The sequence below is a fragment of the Undibacterium sp. RTI2.2 genome (genome assembly GCF_035018705.1).
Lineage (GTDB): Bacteria > Pseudomonadota > Gammaproteobacteria > Burkholderiales > Burkholderiaceae_D > Undibacterium.
The window spans coordinates 14,117-31,965 of the sequence record NZ_JASJXN010000031.1 but is presented as its reverse complement, the minus strand read 5'-3'; the positions used below and the strand labels follow the sequence as shown (position 1 = coordinate 31,965).

The window sequence follows — 17,849 nt, the reverse complement described above, 5'->3', positions numbered from 1 at the left end:
AATGTTCAGGCGGACTTTGTGGTTTCTTTTAATCCATCCACCCAAGATTTTGCGGGGAGTTTACTGATTTCTTTGATGATTGCTGCACGCTCATACAGTACCGGAAAATCGAGTTTGATGGCAGATTTGAAGGCAATAGCGACGACGTTACCATCGTGTACTTCTGGCAAACAAAGTACGCGATCAAAAACAAATCGTAGTGCTTTTAAATTTTTAGCATAGCTTGGATGGTCGCCAAATAAATTCACCGTTAAGAGTCCGTTTGGTGTCAGGCAAGCAGCGCAGGCTTCATAAAATTCTGCGGTATCTAATACCGGACCTTTAGCCGTCGCGTCATATAAATCGACTTGCATGATATCGATTTGTCCTTCATTGGACGGATCATTGACAAAATCTAAGGCGTCCATTTCAACAACATGAAGACGTTCATCATTGGCCGGCAACTTAAACATGCTTTCGCAAATGGCGATGACAGCCGGGTTCAGATCAACTGCGGTAATCCGCGCCATGGGAAACTGGCGATAACAGAATTTGGTCAATGCACCCGTGCCCAGACCTAATTGCACAATGTACTTAGGGTCGGTGGCGAACAACATCCAGGCCATCATTTGTTGCGCGTATTCCAGCTCCAGCCAGTCGGGTTTGCGCAAGCGCATCGCACCTTGTACCCACTCCGTACCAAAATGCAGATAGCGCACGCCATCCAGTTCAGACAAAGTGATTGGGGCAAATTTGGCTTTACGTGCTGGTTTTTGTGCTGTACTACCAGCAGCTCTGGGGCCGGAGCGATAGTTGGCTTCGGCTTCTATGGATTTTCGTTTGATTAGCATGTAAGTATTTTACCTAGTCCAGAGAATAAAAAAATATTTCATCTCTACTCTTTACAAAAAACTACATAGAAATATCAGCGGATTTTTTACAGACCAGAGTAAGGTCTTAGTTGCCAAGCTCTGTCGTGGCAATGTTGCGTAAGTCCTTGCCAAGACCAATTTTGGACAGAGAGATAGTTACTTGAACTGTGAGAAAGTTATTCCCATGCTATATTTTTGTAATGGCTATTTGCCATTTTTCTTTTTTGACAGGGATTAATTCGTGAAAAAACACCTTCTGCGTAGTTTTGCTTTAAGTAGCGTTACATTAAGTGTATTGGCTCTATGTTCCAACCTTGTAATCGCTGATGAACCAGCTAAACCCGTTGGCTCTGCAACCAGCTCTGGTATTGATATTCAGTATATTGATCCTTCTGTCAGGGTACAGGACGATTTTTTTAGTTACTTGAATGGTAAATGGCTTAAAACTACAGAAATTCCTGCCGACAAATCGAGTTGGGGCGCATTTGCTAAATTGCGCGACGACACGCAACCACAACTGCGTGACTTGATCGAAGCGGCACAAAAAGATACGCATAAAAAGATCGGTTCTGAAGAGCAAAAAATGGGTGATTTTTACGCCAGTTATATGGATGAAAAAAAACTAGAGGCACTTAGCTATCAGCCATTGGCAGCAGAATTACAGCACATTCGCGTCATCAAAAATAAAAAAGCTATCCCTGCATTGATTGCCCATCTGAACCAGATCGGCGTAGCTGCACCGTACTCAATTTATGTCGGACAAGATGCCAGTGCTTCTACTAAATATGCGGCTCATATTAGCCAAGGCGGACTAGGTTTGCCCGATCGTGATTATTATCTTAAGAAAGATGATACCAAGCTGGCTGATGTGCGAGCCAAGTACGAACGTCATATAGAAAAAATTCTAAGTTTAGCCGGTGAAAAAAATGCGGCAGCTAACGCTAAGGCTATTATTGGACTAGAGACAGCCCTCGCTGAAGTGCAGTGGACGAAGGTGGAAAATCGTGATCCAGTCAAGCGCTATAACCGGATAGAAATAAAAAATTTAGATACGATTACTCCAGGCTATGACTGGCAAATGGCACTAGGTGCTGCAGGTATCGCAAGTAAGGTGGATTATGTCATCGTCGGTCAGCCTAGCTACTTTACGGGTCTGAATCAATTGATACAGACAACTGATTTGGCAACATGGAAATCTTATTTTGAATGGCAATTATTGCGCAGCTATTCTGAGTATTTATCCAAGAATTTTGTAGACGCTAATTTTGATTTCTACGGTACCACGATCACGGGTGTGACAGAAATGCGCCCACGTTGGAAACGCGGGGTTACCGTTGTCGAATCTGCTTTGGGTGAAGCGGTTGGGAAGAAATACGTTGCCCGGTACTTTCCTGCTGAGCGCAAAATACGCATGGAAGAATTGGTTAAAAATCTGTTGGTCGCTTACAAACAAAGTATTGATACGTTGGACTGGATGAGTCCAGAAACTAAGAGAGAAGCACAAGCCAAACTTGCTAAATTTACGCCTAAGATCGCGTATCCAAATAAGTGGCGTGACTACTCTGCGCTGAGCATAAAAAATGGCGACCTGGTCGGCAATGTGATGCGTGCCAATACCTTTTCATATCAGCGTCGTGTCGATAAATTAGGTAAGCCAATTGATCGGGAAGAATGGGGCATGACACCACAAACCGTCAATGCTTACTATAATTCGAGTATGAATGAGATTGTATTTCCGGCCTCTATTTTGCAGCCACCATTTTTTGATATGGGTGCTGATGATGCGGTTAATTATGGTGCAATCGGTGCAGTAATTGGCCACGAGATCAGTCACGGTTTTGATGATAAAGGTAGTCTATTTGATGGTGACGGTAATTTGCGTGATTGGTGGACGAAAGAAGATCGTAAAAATTTCTCCACCAAGACTGACATGCTAGTTGCGCAATACAACAGCTATAGTCCGTTACCTGGTTATAACGTCAACGGTGAATTGACCTTAGGCGAAAACATCGCAGATAACTCGGGCATTGCGATTGCGTTTAAGGCGTATAAATTATCGCTCAATGGTAAGCCTGCACCCGTGATTGATGGTCTTACGGGTGACCAGCGTTTTTACATGGGTTTTGGTCAAGTATGGCGTAGCAAAATGCGCGATCAGCAACAGATTGTGCAAGTGAAAACTGACCCTCATTCTCCTGGACAATTTCGTGCTAATGGAACGATGGTAAATCAGCCAGGCTTTTACGAAGCGTTTGATGTCAAACAGGGTGACAAGATGTATTTGCCGCCGGAAAAGCGCGTCATTCTTTGGTAAGTTAAACCCAGATTTTCCATTGGACCGCTACCACTTCGCAAAAAACGCAGACGGCGTGCGGTCTTCAGAGGGATAGCACCACCGCGATTTGAGTGGAAACGCTACAGCGACAATTGCCCCTTTGGCGAACTGCCTGGCGTTGTTGCTCCTCCTAGCAAGATGCAGCTTGCGTCGTCGTCGCGTCTAGCCAGTCAGTTCGCCAAAGGCACACTTGTCGCTGTTCCAATGGAAAATCTGGGTTAAATTCGATTGATGAAAAACTCGGGCGGCTAGTCCGAGTTTTATTTTTAATCAACTATCATTTTTGTTTTTACTCAGACGAGCGAGATAACTGCTTCCAGTCAACCAACTTTTGTTCAAAAGTACGGATAGCATACGCTGGTGAAGAAGAAGGTAATACGATTGTATTAAACCCTGCCGCTAAGAATTGAGACTCAAACTTAGCGGAAGTCTTGCCATTAAATCCGATCAGTTTTAAAGCAGGATATCGGTCTCGTAAAAAAGAAAAATCGTTGCTTCTGGCATGTCGGATATTCGAATCCAGACTGCCCACTCGATCGCAAGCATCAATCACATCCCATAAACCAAAACCATGCGCTAGCAAACGTGGCAGGCGATCTTCATAATGTAATACGCTCAGATTCTCATGCAGTACGGACGATATTAAACGCCAGAACTGGTTATGTTTATAGCCATAATATTGTTGTATTTCAAGTGATTTTGCACCCGGAAAACTACCCAATATTAACGTATGCGTTTGATGATCAATTACTGGCGGAAATCCTGATAATAGGATGGTCATAGGTCTTAGACTAAATAATTTTTCTTGGTAAAAATTAAGATTAAAATGATCATAGATAAGGCATAAAGACCTTAGGAATTCATCATCATAATATCCAGGAGAACCGTTGTGAACGAACTAAATACGCCTTTTCAGTCTTTATCTAAGAGCAATACCAGAACAGTTGAACAACTGTTAGCGCGATATGCGGAAAGTCATCAAAATCCTACCAACGAAATCATTCATTTTGTTTGCGTCCCAGTGATTGTCTGGACGATATTGGGACTGCTATGGGCAATTCATCCATTAGCTGCGGTAGGCGTCGCATGGCTTTCTATTATTTATTATGCATCATTATCCATTCCATTTGCCATTGGTATGGTTTTTATGGCAAGTAGCATGTTAGGCACTATATATTTTTTGCCACCTTCCTGGGTATTGCCATCTGCATTGTGTATTTTTGTACTGGCGTGGATAGGTCAATTTATCGGACATAAAATTGAAGGTAAAAAGCCGTCATTTTTTGACGATATTCGTTTCTTGCTGATTGGTCCTTTGTTTGTCCTCGGATTTCTATATCGTCGTTTTAACATACGGTATTAATTTGTCACAAATCCTAAATCGAATTTAAGGCAAAATCTCTCAGAAATTGGAACCACTGTCCTTGGTGCTTGTCAAAAAAATGCTGATTAAAGTTTTAGGCAAATCAAAATTTATATGCATTCCTATTTGTGACCCTATTTGGAGATTGTCGTGAAAAAATTACTCGTTCTAAGTACTGTCCTCGCTCTCAGCGCTTGTGCTGTGCCTCCAACGTCCAATAGCGTATACCGTCCCGGACAAACACAAAATGAACAATCAGTGCGAATGGGCGTGGTCGAATCCGTTCGTGAGGTGACGATAGACAAAGGCCAAAGCGGTGTTGGAACTGCCGCTGGTGCGGCGCTGGGTGGGATTGCTGCTGGTTCTAGTATAGGAGGTGGTAACGGTGCTATCGCAGCAGGTATCGTTGGTGCGATTGCAGGCGGATTAATCGGTCAAAAAGTTGAAGGCAATATGAATAAATCCATGGGACTGGAGATTACCGTCAGACTCGATAATGGTGAGATGAAGGCAATTACTCAGGATGCTGATGAACTGTTCCGGTCTGGTGATCGTATCCGCTTGTTGTCTAACGGCAGAACAACGCGCGTCACTCACTAACACTCATCTTGGATTTTAAAGACCTAACGAAATACTACGACTTACGCAAAATTGTCCCGGCAAGGCGCAGCAACGAAGACATTAGTTTACGGCTAGCAGATTCAACGCAGCTGGACTGGTTTTGCGTAAGTCCTAATGCTAATCAAGTGCTTCAGCGACTTCATACAGCTCTGCGGAGATCAAGATGTCTTTGGTTGGATGTCCCTCTAAAAACATTTTTAATTCACCCGGATGAAAGGCAGACCAGGATTCGTCCGATGTCAGCGGTTTGGTGGCGATGACAGCGATTTTGTCGTCGGGTTTATTAAACTTGCTGAAGTCGATGCTCTTGTCGCAGTCGATCAGTGCGGCAGTAGAAAATGGATACTCGCGCACGACGTAATGCAAATTGGTGGAGCAGTGGGCAAACAAAGCATCGCCATTAGATAACATAAAGTTAAATATGCCGTGCGAGGCTATGTACTTGGTCAGTTCGGTAATCGCATTGAACAAAGCTTCTGTCGGCGGCAGATCATCCGCATTGGCAGAAGGGAAGCGCTGCTGCAGACCTTCCATTAAATAACAAAACGCACGCTCACTATCCGTCTCACCAACCGGGTGATATATACCATTGAGGCCATTAAGCGTTGGATGGAAGTTTTTCAGATCGCCATTGTGAGCAAAAATCCAAGATTTTCCCCACAGCTCGCGCATAAACGGGTGATTATTTTCAAGGATGATATTGCCCTGTGTCGCTTTGCGTATGTGGGCGATGACGTTGCAGGATTTGATCGGATTGCGTTTGATCATTTCTGCCAGCGGTGAGCTGATCGATGATAAATGGTCGGTGAACAGGCGGCAGCCAGTGTCGTTATAAAAAGCGATGCCCCAGCCGTCTTTATGTTCATCGGTAAGGCCGCCCCGCGCTGAGAAACCTTCAAATGAGAAAGTGATCTCGGCGGGATTATTGCAATTCATTCCAAGTAGCTGGCACATCGATTACGATCCTGAATCTTGTAGTCTTGCTTGCAGTAAAAAACTGGTACACCTCCTAAAATACTCTTGCTGCTTAGAAACGGGTAAATTATTTACATAAATTTTCCTTATTTGGGGAAAAAATGATAATTACTCGGGTTTGAACTCCTGCGCAAAGGTAAATTCATCTGTTCTGGCTGCATATTTGAGGCCTTTTCGCAACGCCCATGTAGCATATTGATGATGGAGCGGGATAACCGCATAATCGCGCAAAGCCACGCCCATGGCCTTTTTAGCAAAATCACGGCGCTTGGTGTCGTCCACTGATGCTAAGGAGCTACGGATTAATTCATCCAGTGCCGGATTACTGTATTTGCCCCAGTTCCAGCTGCCCCAGCCTGTTTCTGGATTTGCTGTTCCGAGCAAAGTCCGCAAAGCAAAATCACCTGCCACGCTGCCCCAGCCTAACAAGGCAATACTGAATTCGCCCTTGGAGGCTTTGGGGAAATATACCGCCAGCGGCATCGTTTCTACTTTGGCTTGTATGCCGATTTTGCTTAAAAATTGCGCCACGGTTTGTACTATTTGTTCGTCATTGATATAGCGATTATTCGGGCCATGCAGAGTGATATTAAAACCATTGGGATAACCAGCCTCTGTCAGTAATTTTTTTGCTCCTTCGGGGTCGTAAGCTTCGACCTTAACGGTATCGTCATACCCCAAAATGCCTGGCGCTACGATGTTAGAAGCAGGTACTGCCAAACCTTCTAAAACGCGGTCACTTAAGGCCTGGCGATTAATCGCTTTAGAAATTGCTTTGCGCACGCGGATATCGTGTAGTGGATTGGTGGTTAAAGGCTTGCCTGCTTTATCCGTGATATGAGGAGACACATGGGCTTGTTGATCGAGCGCCCAAAAAATCGTACGCCAAGAAATTTTTTGTTCTAATTTAACTTTGACGTTCGTTTTTAATTTAGGTAAATCGGCGGGTGGCACACTTTCAATTGCATCTACATCGCCCGCCAGCAGGGCTGCTACACGGGGTGCGCCGCTGGTCAGTATGCGCAAAGTCACTTTGTCCCAATGAGGTTTTTCGCCCCAATAATTGTCATTGCGTACCAGTTCAATACGATCACCACGCTTGGCGCTAACGAATTTAAATGGCCCGGTACCGATCAGCGCTTTGCCTGTATTAAAGTCGTCTGTACTGGCATTTTGTGCGACTTTTTTTGACACGATAAAAATCGAATTAACATCTAAAGGCAAGGGGCCGTATGGGGTCGCAGTCTTCAAGCGTACCGTGTAAGCATCAACCGCTTGTTTGCTGATAATTTGTTTGGTGTAACTGGTAAATGAGCCGGGGCTATTGAGGATAGTGGCGGGGCGATCAAGTGAGAAAATGACGTCTTCTGCAGTCATCTCTGTGCCGTTGTGGAACTTGACTCCATGGCGCAATTTGAATTCCCATGTCAGTGGGTCAATCGCTTTCCATGAGGTTGCCAAGCCGGGAACCAGTTGGCCATTGCTATCCAGATTGACCAAAGCATCAAAAATATGGAAAGCGAATGCGTTATTCGGGCCGCTATTTAAATAATGCGGATCGAAGGACGTTACGTCCGCAGCCAGACCTACACGTAAATGTAAATCTGCGGCGATACCTGGGGTGCTCCAGCCCAGCGTTAAGGCCAACAAACTGGCCGTACAAATAGCTAAGTACGTTTTTTGTTTGAGCTGGATGGCTCGGGCTAATGCAGAGGTGATTCGTTTAAAAATACGCATAGGGTTCTCTATCTTTTTAAGACTATGCCCGCTGGTGCCAGAATGTTGATTGGCCGTTGCTGAGCATTGAGGTTTTTATCGTTATCAGGACTTACTTAAACTGCCTCAGCGAGCCTGTGCTTCTTCGTCATATGCGTGCACATGCAGGTTCATGCAGGCGTATTTTTGATGATGCACGTGGGCGCTACTGCTGCAGGCTTTTTTCGTAACTCCTAGTGAGACTATTTCTTTTGAAAATAATCTTAATTTGTCGCCAGCATAAAGTAAAAGACCAAATATGTTTTGCGATAACCATTTTTCGACTATGGGTTGACGTATGTGTTTGCGCCTGTTGATGTTTAGACAAACCTAGTCATGTTGAATTTGCAATGAGTTTGGCTTGTGGTAGTGTGGTGGCTTATTCATGCTTTACTTTGGTTTTGCTCCAGTTTCGCTACAGAATTTCTTCTTTGTGTACGCCGATCATTTTTGTAATACGCCGCTATTTTTTAGCATTGATTAATACAGCCGACATCTAGGAATATGAAATGCCTCTTCAAATAGTATCTCGCTTAAAAACTCGCTCACAAACTAATGTGCAAGGTTTAGTTACCAGTGTTGCTATGGCTGGTTTGCTCTTATCCACAATTTCTTGCAGCGCTACTCCTGCTACTGACATGAACGATAAAAAAGCTGCTTCAGTTGCCCCCCCCGCCGCCACCGCCACTTCTGCCTTGTCTGACGTTGCGCCAACGACGATCATACTGAGCTATCGCCAAGCAACCAAGCTTGCCAAACAGGGCATGACGATAGAGGTGACCGAGGTTACTGATAGTCGTTGCCCGCCAAATACGCGTTGTGTTTGGGCAGGGCAGGCAACAGTGAGTTTTAAAGTCAGCCAGCCCGGCACGCCGGAAGCATTGCTGGTGATTGGCACCCCCGCACCAGCGGCAATGAATTTGCCGGCAGACGCTAATTACGGCGGATATCGATTTTCTTTAGTGAATCTGGAGCCGAAGAAAGTCGCCGGAGAGAATGTAGCGCCCGAGGCGTATAAGGCTGAAATCATGATGAGTAAAGCGGACGCTGCGAGGTAAAACGCTTGCGGTTTTGATTCAGATTTTCAGTACGGATTTTTTATGAAGCTGTAAAGTGATAATGAATATACTCTCATCTAGTATATTTTATTGTCCAATCAAAGTCTGGACAATCGACTATATTTATGAAAATCGAGGGGGAGTATCTATTATTTAGCTGTTTTTATTGATGTTTTTTTACGATTTTTTCACTAATTAGCGATCAATTTTTTTCTGGTAAAAAAAGACGAAAAAAATGCCACCGGTCTAGCTATTACGACCGGTGGCATTTTTTATTTGCGGCGAAATGAATCGCCTTTTTGCTATATCTTGATTGTAGCTTCAGTAAAGCTTAATCACGTCTTAGTTACGAATTACGCGCTTGTATTCGTTAGTCCGGGTATCGATTTCAATCATATCGTCCTGGCTGACAAACAACGGTACTTGAACGCTGTGGCTATGCGCTTCAATCGCATTTTCAATCTTGGCTTCTTTCAATACGTTGCCTGATGTATTGCCTTTCACTGCTGGCTCTGAATAGACAACTTGGCGAACGATCGTTGTTGGCAATTCGACCGAAATCGCTTTGCCATCATAAAAAATTGCTTCGCATTCCATGCCATCTTTGAGGTAATGCAGGGCATCGCCCAAATTTTCTTCTTCGATCTCAAACTGCTCGTAGTCAGCGTCCATAAATACATACAAAGGATCAGCGAAGTAAGAATATGTGACAGGCTTTTTATCCAGTACAACAACGTCAAATTTGTCGTCGCCGCGGAATACGTTTTCCTGAGGGCTGTTGGTCAGCAGATTCTTCATCTTCCACTTGTAGGTGAAGCCCGTGCGGCTGGAGCCATTGACATCAGAACGCAGAACGATCATCGGCTTGCTGTCGACCATAATAATGTTGCCAACACGAATTTCTTTTGCAGGTTTCATAGTGAATATACGTAAAAAGGTGGTTGCATAAAAATCATCTGTCACTTGCTGGTGTCACTTACTGTCGTCACTTAGTGGCTACGATAGATAATGAGCCTTGCAAGCCTACATCTGACTGAATTAGATAAGTCGTTTTAAAATACGTCGAAAATTAACCGCGTATTTTAACCTATTTTAGCCGCAGCTAAACTGCCGCTTGCTGAATCGCCTTAGCAAACCTGAGCAAATTGGTGCTTAAATCCCCATTTTCTAATAATTGCTGTCGCCAATGATTAGATATTTCAGCAATTTTGGGCATGTCAGCCTGGAATCGTGGCCAGAGATTTTCCCAGCTATTGGCGGGTAAATGACTATTTTCCGTTTTTGCAGCGCCATTCCAGGCTAGGAAGAACTCAATCAAACTTTTTGCTGTAGTTTCTGCATTAGTTTCTGCACCTGCTTCTGCTGCTGTGCCTACATAGCGTTGCAAAAACGCTTTCAATTTAACGTGATGTAAGTTTTCGTCTTGTGGATAGATATGCCAGATAAAAGGTTTGCCCGCCCATTGTGCACGGACGAAAGAGTCTTCTCCCCGGACAAAATTCAGATCACATGCCCACAGTAATTTATCGTAATCAGCTTGAGGGATAAATGGCAACACACGCACCGTTAATGCGCCTCGCGTTGAGGATGCGCCAGCCTTTGGCTCTTGTCCTATAAATGCAGCAATCGCATCGGCAGCAACACCATCTGGTACCAGACAAGTCATTGCCACGTCACTTTGTTGCCAGGTATTAAGCAATGCTGACACTGGCGCTTGCGGATAGCAAAACAGCGATACTTTCAGCGAGCTCATCTCGCTCTCTGTAACGCCAAATTGCCCAAGAAAAGCTGCCATGCCAGTTTGATCAGATTGAAATTCTTGACGTTGTTGCTCCAAGTTTGATTCCAGTAGCAAACCGCCAGTTTTGTTCGTAAATCCCGGGAAGAAAAAATATTTGGTCAGCGGCAGTCTTGGATGCGGGGACGGCAGAATATGGCAACCTTCCACCCATTCTTCAGCGGTAAGACCCTCCAGATTGAGCCATACCGGACGCGGATTGCATTCTGCCATCGCCGCAATATACGCAGGCGGTATGTCACAGGCAAAAAATTCAATCACAATATCTGATATCTCATCGGCGACAAATACACCATCTTGATCGCGCCAATGTTGTACTGTCACGTTCGCAATTTTTTGTCGGTCTAGGTCAATGGCAACCTCAGGGCAAATCCGCTGAAAACTCCGTAGATCGTCGACCCATAAAGTGACTTGGATGCCATGCTCTTGTTCTAATTGTTTGGCAAAGCGCCAGCAAATCCCGATGTCTCCATAGTTATCTACGACTTTGCAAAACAATGCGAGAGTTGTCGCCGGATGTTTTTTTGAGGGGATTTCTGAAGACATTTTTGATGGTTGGATTTTTGATGCTTAAATTGATTACTTTGCCGATCTCTCAAGCGCTATTTGAAATACTGTTTTGAATACCATTTCAAATACTCTCATCGGTAATGATTTTTCCATTCACGTAAAGCACCAAAATTGCTAGCATTGCCTTGACCGGCAGTAATTTTTCCAGCGGCGATCAGGCGCGCTTGAATAGATGCCTCTCGGACACGCATAAAAGGGTTAGTTTGTTTTTCTAATCCGATCTGACTAGGGACGGTCGGAATGCCATGATCGCGCTTATCTTGCTCGCGCTGGATGCGTTCAAGTAGAGCGAGATTCTCAGGCTCGACTTCTTTGGCGAAACGTAGATTAGACATCGTGTATTCGTGTGCGCAATACACAGCAGTGTCATCTGGTAATGATGCTAATTGATCGAGTGACGCCAACATTTGTGCTGGCGTACCTTCAAATAAACGGCCGCAGCCGCCGGCAAACAAAGTATCACCACAAAACAGCCAGTGCTGCTCTTTGGCGAAGTAAGCAATATGACCCAAAGTATGTCCGGGCACTTCTAACACTTGTAGCTTTAAATTGATGCCGGGCAGCGTAATTTCGTCACCTTGATTTAAGTGCTGAGTTACCGCTTGTATATTGTCGTTTGCGGGGCCGAATACGGGTACAGATAAATGTCTGAGCAAGGCCGGGACGCCGCCGATATGATCTTGGTGATGATGGGTTAGCACAATTGCTGACAAGCGTAAATTGTGTTCATCCAATGCGGCCAAAATTGGCGTTGCATCACCAGGATCAACTGCTACTGCATAGGTGCCATTGTGTATTAGCCATAGATAGTTGTCGTCAAATGCCGGGACAGTCAATATACTAAGGGCTCGGTTTTTTGTAAGCTCGCTGGCGGACATAATTGCACCATTTGTACTAGTTGCACTAAGCATAAATTCCACAATGAATACAGATAAAAATTCCATTATAGACCTAGGCACCTGGCTAGCACAGCCGTCCGGTGCTTACATCATGCAATGGGAGCAAGCTTTGCTGGATCGTTTAACGGTGGATATTTTTGGCTTCAATGCTTTGCAGATTGGTTTGCCACAAATCGATGCCTTAAGCGCCAGCCGGATGCCGAATAAATGGCGCACCAATAACGTCTTAGTTCCACTCCAAGAGAATACTATTGTCATCACAGGCAATACTCAAACGGAAGAGAAAAATAGCCGCTCGCCTATTGTTGTGACACATGATTTTTGCGAATTACCATTTCATTCGCAAAGCATCGATTTAGTGGTGTTACCTCATGTACTGGAATTTGTGGCCGAGCCTCATCAGGTATTGCGCGAAGTAGAGCGGATTTTAATACCAGAAGGGCGCGTCATTATTTGTGGCTTTAATCGCGCAAGTTTATGGGGCGCAAGGCAGGCAGCCGGACGCATCGGTAAAAGTTATTTTTTACCGGAAGAAGGCGATTTTATTAGTGTGCCGCGTATGAAGGATTGGCTAAAATTATTAAATATGGAAGTCAATCATGCGGATTTCGGATGTTATGCGCCTCCATTTCGCACAGAAAAATGGCTCAACCGTGCCAGATTGATAGAGAATGCTGGCCAGCGCTGGTGGCCGTATTTCGGCGCGGTATACGCAATACAAGCAATTAAACGAATTAAAGGAATGCATTTGATTGGCCCTGCATGGAAGCACAAACGAGCAGCCTTAGGCAATGCCGTGCCGGTGGCCAATCGCAGCAAAAAAAATGGATAAGATAGAAATTTTTACAGATGGTGCCTGCAAAGGTAATCCTGGTCTTGGTGGTTGGGGGGCGTTACTAATCGCCGGCGAAAAAGAGAAGGAATTATTTGGCGGTGAGCGAGATACCACCAATAATCGGATGGAGCTGATGGCTGTGATCCAAGCTTTGGCTGTGCTGAAAAGACCATGCCAGATTGTGCTGCATTCAGATAGTCAGTACGTGTTAAAAGGCATTACGGAATGGATACAAGGCTGGAAGGCGAAAGGTTGGAAAACCGCTTCTAAGGCACCTGTAAAAAATGTCGATTTATGGCAGCAACTGGATGCCGCCCGCAGTGTTCATCAGATCGAATGGAAATGGGTCAAAGGACATGCCGGGCATCCGGGTAATGAGCGTGCGGATCAACTGGCGAACCGTGGTGTAGAAACTGTGAGATGAAGGGCGCAATGCGCAATCAGCGAGAAGCTAGCGAGAGGCCAGCGAAAAATTTGTAAGAAATCAGCGGCACGTTTTTTGCGTAAGTTAATTGCATTCTGCAAAATCACATTCGTTTGCGCCGACCCGGTGCATTTTTATTGAGGAGATCTAAGTGAGTAAGACACAAACTAGTTCAGTCCGAGGGATCGTTGTCGGCCTATTGTGCCTGATTAGCGTCTCTGCATTTGCGCATGATGGTGTGCATCATGACACCATGGGTTTTGTGGAAGGGTTTATGCATCCCTTTTCTGGTCTTGATCATTTGCTGGCAATGGTAGCGGTTGGCTTATGGGCTGCACAAAACCGGCAATCGGCGCTTTGGGTTTTACCATTGAGTTTTCCGTTAATGATGATCGCAGGTGCACTGCTCGGGCGATCCGGTGTCGCTTTACCGATGGTAGAAACGGGGATCGCGAGTTCACTTGCCATACTAGGTTTGCTGATTGCATTTGCAGTCAAGATGCCGGTCTGGCTGGCTGCAACGATGGTGTCTGTGTTTGGCGCATTACACGGCTATGCACATGGTGCTGAAATGTCGCCCAATGCTTCGATTGCGATGGCTGGTGCAGGTTTTGTACTAGCGACTTTGTTGCTGCATATTACTGGATTGAGTATCGGTTTATTTGCCAAGAGCGTACGGATGAAGTCACTGATCCAGCTTGGTGGCTGCGGTATTGCATTGACGGGAGCTTATCTGCTGGCGGTTTAATTCGCCGGGGATGATTGACTGTCGGTTCATATCGGTAAAAAGGACTATGAAAATTCATAGTCCTTTTTCATTTTGTCGTCACTGGTATTTAACCGAGATTTCCCATTAGGCGTACCAAAGGTGCTATTTGAGTGCTGACGGCGCATTTTCGGTCATTTTCGATGCTCTTCGTTACTGCTCATGGCTAGCCATGAGCGTCTTATTTACAATAAACTCAGATCAAAACTGCCTCGAAAAATACATCCGTCATCAACTCAAATCCTAATGGAAAATCTCGGTTTATTTCAAACTTAGCGCAAATTCGGTTTAATACTCAGTATTAAACAAATGCTCCAGCCCTTGTAAAAACTGATGCACATGATAGCCATCGACCAGGCCATGATGCACAAAAGTCGCAACAGGCATCATGAGTTTGCCATCTTGCTGAAAGCACTTTCCAACTGAAATTTTGGGGACGCTGTCCTTACCATCCAGATGTCGGGCATGTGTCAACCCTGTAAAACTGATCCACGGCATGGCTGAAAAATGGATCACGTCGTTACGGTTGGTATCTTCATTCAAACACAAGCCACTCGTCTCTTTAATTTTTTGCATAGACTCTTTTGCCCTAAGCGTAAACTTGATGAAGTCGGTATCAAAATTGATCTGACAAAAACCAAAAGTGTGATCAGCACGATTAATCGTCGCATTGGCGTGGATGGCCGCATAATCAATCACCTTGCCCGACTCAATCCGGTAGCGCATTGCCTCGGTTTGGTTAACTGCTTGTAATATGCTGTGCAGGTAGAAAAGAAAAAAAGATTGCTGTTGCTCTTTGCAATGTTGATAGGCGAGAGAACAATCGATATTGGCTACCAACCCATGAAAAGGCTCATCTAGTTTTGAAAAAAACTTAAAGTGTTCTCGCCTGTTCCAGGTGGATAATTCTATGATTTTATTCATGTATTCTTCCGTCCACTACATTTAATTTAGTCAAAAGATAGTTAAAAACTGAGACGAAAAAATGGGGCAGTGTTTGCCCCATTTACTTTAAACAGTCATATTTTTAAGCTATTGTTTTCAAGCCATTTCAGCAATGATCTGTTCCAGCTTCACTGTATCTGCACAAAATGCACGTATCCCTTCGGATAATTTTTCGGTTGCCATCGCATCTTCATTTAACTGGAAGCGGAAAGTTTTTTCATTAAGACTAATTTTTTGCAGATCAGATGCTAGTGCCGCTTCTTTGTTTAATTTTGCGCTGATCGTATTGGTCGTATCGGCTAATTTTTGCAGCAAATCTGGACTGATCGTCAGTAAATCGCAACCGGCTAACTCCAGTATTTGTGATGTATTACGGAAACTCGCGCCCATGATTTCTGTGTCATAGCCAAACTTGCGATAGTAGGTATAAATCTTTTTTACCGACAGAACGCCAGGATCATCGGCACCGAAAATTTCTTGTCCTGTTTGCTTTTTATACCAGTCGTAGATGCGGCCTACAAACGGGGAGATCAATTGCGCACCAGCTTCGGCACATGCAACTGCTTGCGGCAAGCAGAATAGTAAAGTCATGTTGCAGCGTATACCTTCTTTTTCCAGAATCTCTGCTGCGCGTATGCCTTCCCAGGTAGAGGCAATTTTGATCAGAATACGTTCGCGGGTAATGCCTGCTGCTTCGTATAAAGCAATGAGTTTGCGCCCTTTCGCAACCGTGGCTTCTGTATCAAAAGATAGACGTGCATCGGTTTCAGTGGAGACCCGGCCCGGGACGATGTTCAAAATTTCTAAACCGAAAGCGACGAGCAAATGATCGATGATGTCATCGCTTGCTTTGCCAGCATGCGCGCTGACAATTTTTTCTAACAAGGGACGATATTCTGCTTTCTGGACGGCTTTTAGTATCAACGACGGATTGGTCGTCGCGTCTTGCGGCGCATAGGCTTTCATGGACTGAAAATCGCCTGTGTCGGCAACTACAGTTGTGTACTTTTTAAGTTGTTCTAGCTGACTCATCATGATTTATTTTAAAGCTCTGAAAAATTAAGATTTAGGACTTATGCAAAATTGTCCCAGCAAGGCGTAGCGACGAAGATAGTACTTTGGTGCAGCTAGGAGCTATAACGCAGCTGGGGCGGTTTTGCGTGAGTCCTAAGATTAATAAAAAACCGAGATACTTCCTATAAGCCAACAAAGACATTTGCTGCATCACCAGATTTTGCAACGATATCACCGATGACGGCAGCATCAAAAAAATTGTCTGCTTTAAATAAAGCCAATACATCCTCCACCGCATCGGCCGAGCAGGAAACTAATAAGCCTCCCGAGGTTTGCGGATCGCTGAGCAGCGCCTGTTGAACTGGGCTGATACCCTCCGCCAACACAACATCATGTCCGTAAGCATCCCAGTTGCGAGCGGAGGCACCCGTGATAAATCCGGCCTCTGCCAATTGCTGCACATCCGGTAAAAGCGGTATGTGCGACATCGTCAATTGGGCGGACACATTCGCGCCACGACAGACTTCTAACAGGTGTCCAAGCAAACCAAAGCCTGTGACATCGGTGACTGCGTGTACTGCACTCATATTGGATAATGCCATGCCGGGCCGGTTGAGCTTGGTGGTATTGGCAATCATGCTGGCATAACCTGCCTCGTCTAGTGCTTGCTTTTTGAGCGCTGCTGACAAAATGCCCACACCCAGCGGTTTGCCGAGGACGAGTTTGTCGCCGACTTTGGCATCGGCATTACGTTTGACTTTGGATGGATGCACTAAACCGAGTACGACTAAACCATAAATTGGTTCGACTGAATCAATCGTGTGACCGCCCGCAATCGGGATACCTGCTTCAGCACAAATGGATTCTCCACCCGCAACGATTTTACCGATGACCTCAATTGGCAATTGATTGATAGGCATGCCAACCAGTGCCAGCGCCATAATCGGAGTGCCGCCCATCGCATAGACGTCGGAGATAGCATTGGTGGCAGCGATTCGACCAAAGTCATATGGATCGTCCACGATCGGCATGAAAAAATCCGTAGTGGCGATCAGTGCTTGCTCGTCATTGAGTTTATACACGGCAGCGTCATCGGCGGTTTCTATGCCAACCATCAGGGCAGTCGGCACGGGGAAGCCAGTCGATTTTTTTAAAATCTCAGACAAGACGCCTGGCGCGATTTTGCAGCCGCAACCGCCACCGTGTGAAAAAGAGGTAAGCCGTATCGGGGATGCTGGTGCCTCGGATAATACTGTTGATGTCATATAAATTGAGTAAAGAGAATCGCGTTGGTTTTATCAGTGATGACAAAGTTGAATTACAGGCACCATACTAAACGAGATGCACAGCCTCTGTCCAAAGCTGCACAGTGATACTCACTATAAGTGCTTGCAGAGCATAGTTGAAGCACCTGGCAAGGTAGGACTACGCAAAAACGCCCTAGCTGTGTTGCGGCACCTAGCTATACATTAAACTACTGCCTTCGTCGCTGCGCCTTTGCCGGGATAACTTTGCGTAAATCTTATAGTGTATTGATGTTATCAAGCTTGTAGTAGGAGCAGTTTATGAGTTTTTTTTGATGAGGTGTGCGTCAGTCGATATGCCGCAATTATTTTTGGTATTAAATATACTATGGGTAT

17 protein-coding genes are annotated in these 17,849 nt (G+C 45.0%); 7 read left to right on the top strand and 10 right to left on the bottom strand.

Annotated features, from left to right (window positions below):
* Positions 1-5: 5 nt before the first annotated feature.
* Positions 6-830 (bottom strand): methyltransferase domain-containing protein, encoded by an 825-nt coding sequence (locus tag QN395_RS15650; protein ID WP_322118017.1) that lies wholly within the window; start codon positions 828-830, stop codon positions 6-8.
* A 262-nt stretch (positions 831-1,092) separates the two neighbouring features.
* Here QN395_RS15650 and QN395_RS15645 point away from each other — a divergent pair, with 262 nt between their 5' ends.
* Complete coding sequence (locus QN395_RS15645; RefSeq protein ID WP_322118018.1) at positions 1,093-3,165, top strand: M13 family metallopeptidase; 2,073 nt, start codon at positions 1,093-1,095, stop codon at positions 3,163-3,165.
* Positions 3,166-3,475: 310 nt separating this feature from the next.
* On the opposite strand, the gene QN395_RS15640 is transcribed toward QN395_RS15645, so the two are convergent.
* Positions 3,476-3,967 carry a DNA-deoxyinosine glycosylase gene (locus QN395_RS15640; protein ID WP_322118019.1) on the bottom strand — a complete coding sequence of 164 codons (492 nt, stop codon included), beginning with the start codon at positions 3,965-3,967 and terminating at the stop codon, positions 3,476-3,478.
* 108 nt (positions 3,968-4,075) lie between these two features.
* Between QN395_RS15640 and QN395_RS15635 the strand changes: the two genes are divergently transcribed.
* Both QN395_RS15635 and QN395_RS15630 read left to right on the top strand, forming a co-directional pair.
* Positions 4,076-4,549 (top strand): DUF962 domain-containing protein, encoded by a 474-nt coding sequence (locus QN395_RS15635; RefSeq protein WP_322118020.1) that lies wholly within the window; start codon positions 4,076-4,078, stop codon positions 4,547-4,549.
* Between the two features lie 150 nt (positions 4,550-4,699).
* A complete protein-coding gene (locus QN395_RS15630; RefSeq protein ID WP_322118021.1) occupies positions 4,700-5,149 on the top strand; it encodes a hypothetical protein in 450 nt (149 codons plus the stop codon).
* 138 nt (positions 5,150-5,287) lie between these two features.
* Here the strand turns inward: QN395_RS15630 and QN395_RS15625 are convergent, their stop codons facing one another.
* Together QN395_RS15625 and QN395_RS15620 are read right to left on the bottom strand one after the other, a co-directional pair.
* Complete coding sequence (locus QN395_RS15625) at positions 5,288-6,124, bottom strand: class II glutamine amidotransferase (protein ID WP_322118022.1); 837 nt, start codon at positions 6,122-6,124, stop codon at positions 5,288-5,290.
* Positions 6,125-6,253: 129 nt separating this feature from the next.
* Positions 6,254-7,882, bottom strand: a complete 1,629-nt coding sequence (locus QN395_RS15620; protein WP_322118023.1) for an ABC transporter substrate-binding protein — start codon at positions 7,880-7,882, stop codon at positions 6,254-6,256.
* A 527-nt stretch (positions 7,883-8,409) separates the two neighbouring features.
* Here QN395_RS15620 and QN395_RS15615 point away from each other — a divergent pair.
* Positions 8,410-8,958, top strand: coding sequence for a hypothetical protein (locus tag QN395_RS15615; RefSeq protein WP_322118024.1), 549 nt, complete (start codon positions 8,410-8,412; stop codon positions 8,956-8,958).
* Positions 8,959-9,300: 342 nt separating this feature from the next.
* Here the strand turns inward: QN395_RS15615 and QN395_RS15610 are convergent, their stop codons facing one another.
* The 3 genes from QN395_RS15610 to gloB all read right to left on the bottom strand — a co-directional run bounded on the left by QN395_RS15610 (position 9,301) and on the right by gloB (position 12,204).
* Entirely contained in the window at positions 9,301-9,876 is a 576-nt protein-coding gene (locus QN395_RS15610; RefSeq protein ID WP_322118025.1) for an elongation factor P, read from the bottom strand.
* 184 nt (positions 9,877-10,060) lie between these two features.
* Positions 10,061-11,302, bottom strand: a complete 1,242-nt coding sequence (earP, locus tag QN395_RS15605; RefSeq protein ID WP_322118026.1) for an elongation factor P maturation arginine rhamnosyltransferase EarP — start codon at positions 11,300-11,302, stop codon at positions 10,061-10,063.
* Positions 11,303-11,397: 95 nt separating this feature from the next.
* Positions 11,398-12,204: a hydroxyacylglutathione hydrolase gene (gene gloB, locus QN395_RS15600; RefSeq protein WP_322118027.1), complete on the bottom strand. Its 807-nt coding sequence runs from the start codon at positions 12,202-12,204 to the stop codon at positions 11,398-11,400.
* A gap of 43 nt (positions 12,205-12,247) precedes the next feature.
* Here gloB and QN395_RS15595 point away from each other — a divergent pair, with 43 nt between their 5' ends.
* The 3 genes from QN395_RS15595 (at position 12,248) to QN395_RS15585 (ending at position 14,232) form a co-directional block, all read left to right on the top strand.
* Positions 12,248-13,057, top strand: coding sequence for a class I SAM-dependent methyltransferase (locus QN395_RS15595; RefSeq protein WP_322118028.1), 810 nt, complete (start codon positions 12,248-12,250; stop codon positions 13,055-13,057).
* Positions 13,050-13,484 (top strand): ribonuclease HI, encoded by a 435-nt coding sequence (gene rnhA / locus QN395_RS15590; RefSeq protein WP_322118029.1) that lies wholly within the window; start codon positions 13,050-13,052, stop codon positions 13,482-13,484. The genes QN395_RS15595 and rnhA overlap by 8 nt, the downstream gene beginning before the upstream one ends.
* A 151-nt stretch (positions 13,485-13,635) precedes the next feature.
* Positions 13,636-14,232, top strand: a complete 597-nt coding sequence (locus QN395_RS15585) for a HupE/UreJ family protein (protein ID WP_323492352.1) — start codon at positions 13,636-13,638, stop codon at positions 14,230-14,232.
* Positions 14,233-14,538: 306 nt separating this feature from the next.
* On the opposite strand, the gene QN395_RS15580 is transcribed toward QN395_RS15585, so the two are convergent.
* From QN395_RS15580 to selD, 3 genes are all read right to left on the bottom strand, one after another.
* On the bottom strand, positions 14,539-15,174 hold the full coding sequence (locus QN395_RS15580) for a chloramphenicol acetyltransferase (protein ID WP_322118031.1): 636 nt from the start codon (positions 15,172-15,174) through the stop codon (positions 14,539-14,541).
* Between the two features lie 117 nt (positions 15,175-15,291).
* A complete protein-coding gene (tal, locus tag QN395_RS15575) occupies positions 15,292-16,227 on the bottom strand; it encodes a transaldolase (protein ID WP_323492354.1) in 936 nt (311 codons plus the stop codon).
* A gap of 164 nt (positions 16,228-16,391) precedes the next feature.
* Positions 16,392-17,474, bottom strand: coding sequence for a selenide, water dikinase SelD (gene selD / locus QN395_RS15570; protein ID WP_323492351.1), 1,083 nt, complete (start codon positions 17,472-17,474; stop codon positions 16,392-16,394).
* Between the last annotated feature and the right edge of the window lie 375 nt (positions 17,475-17,849).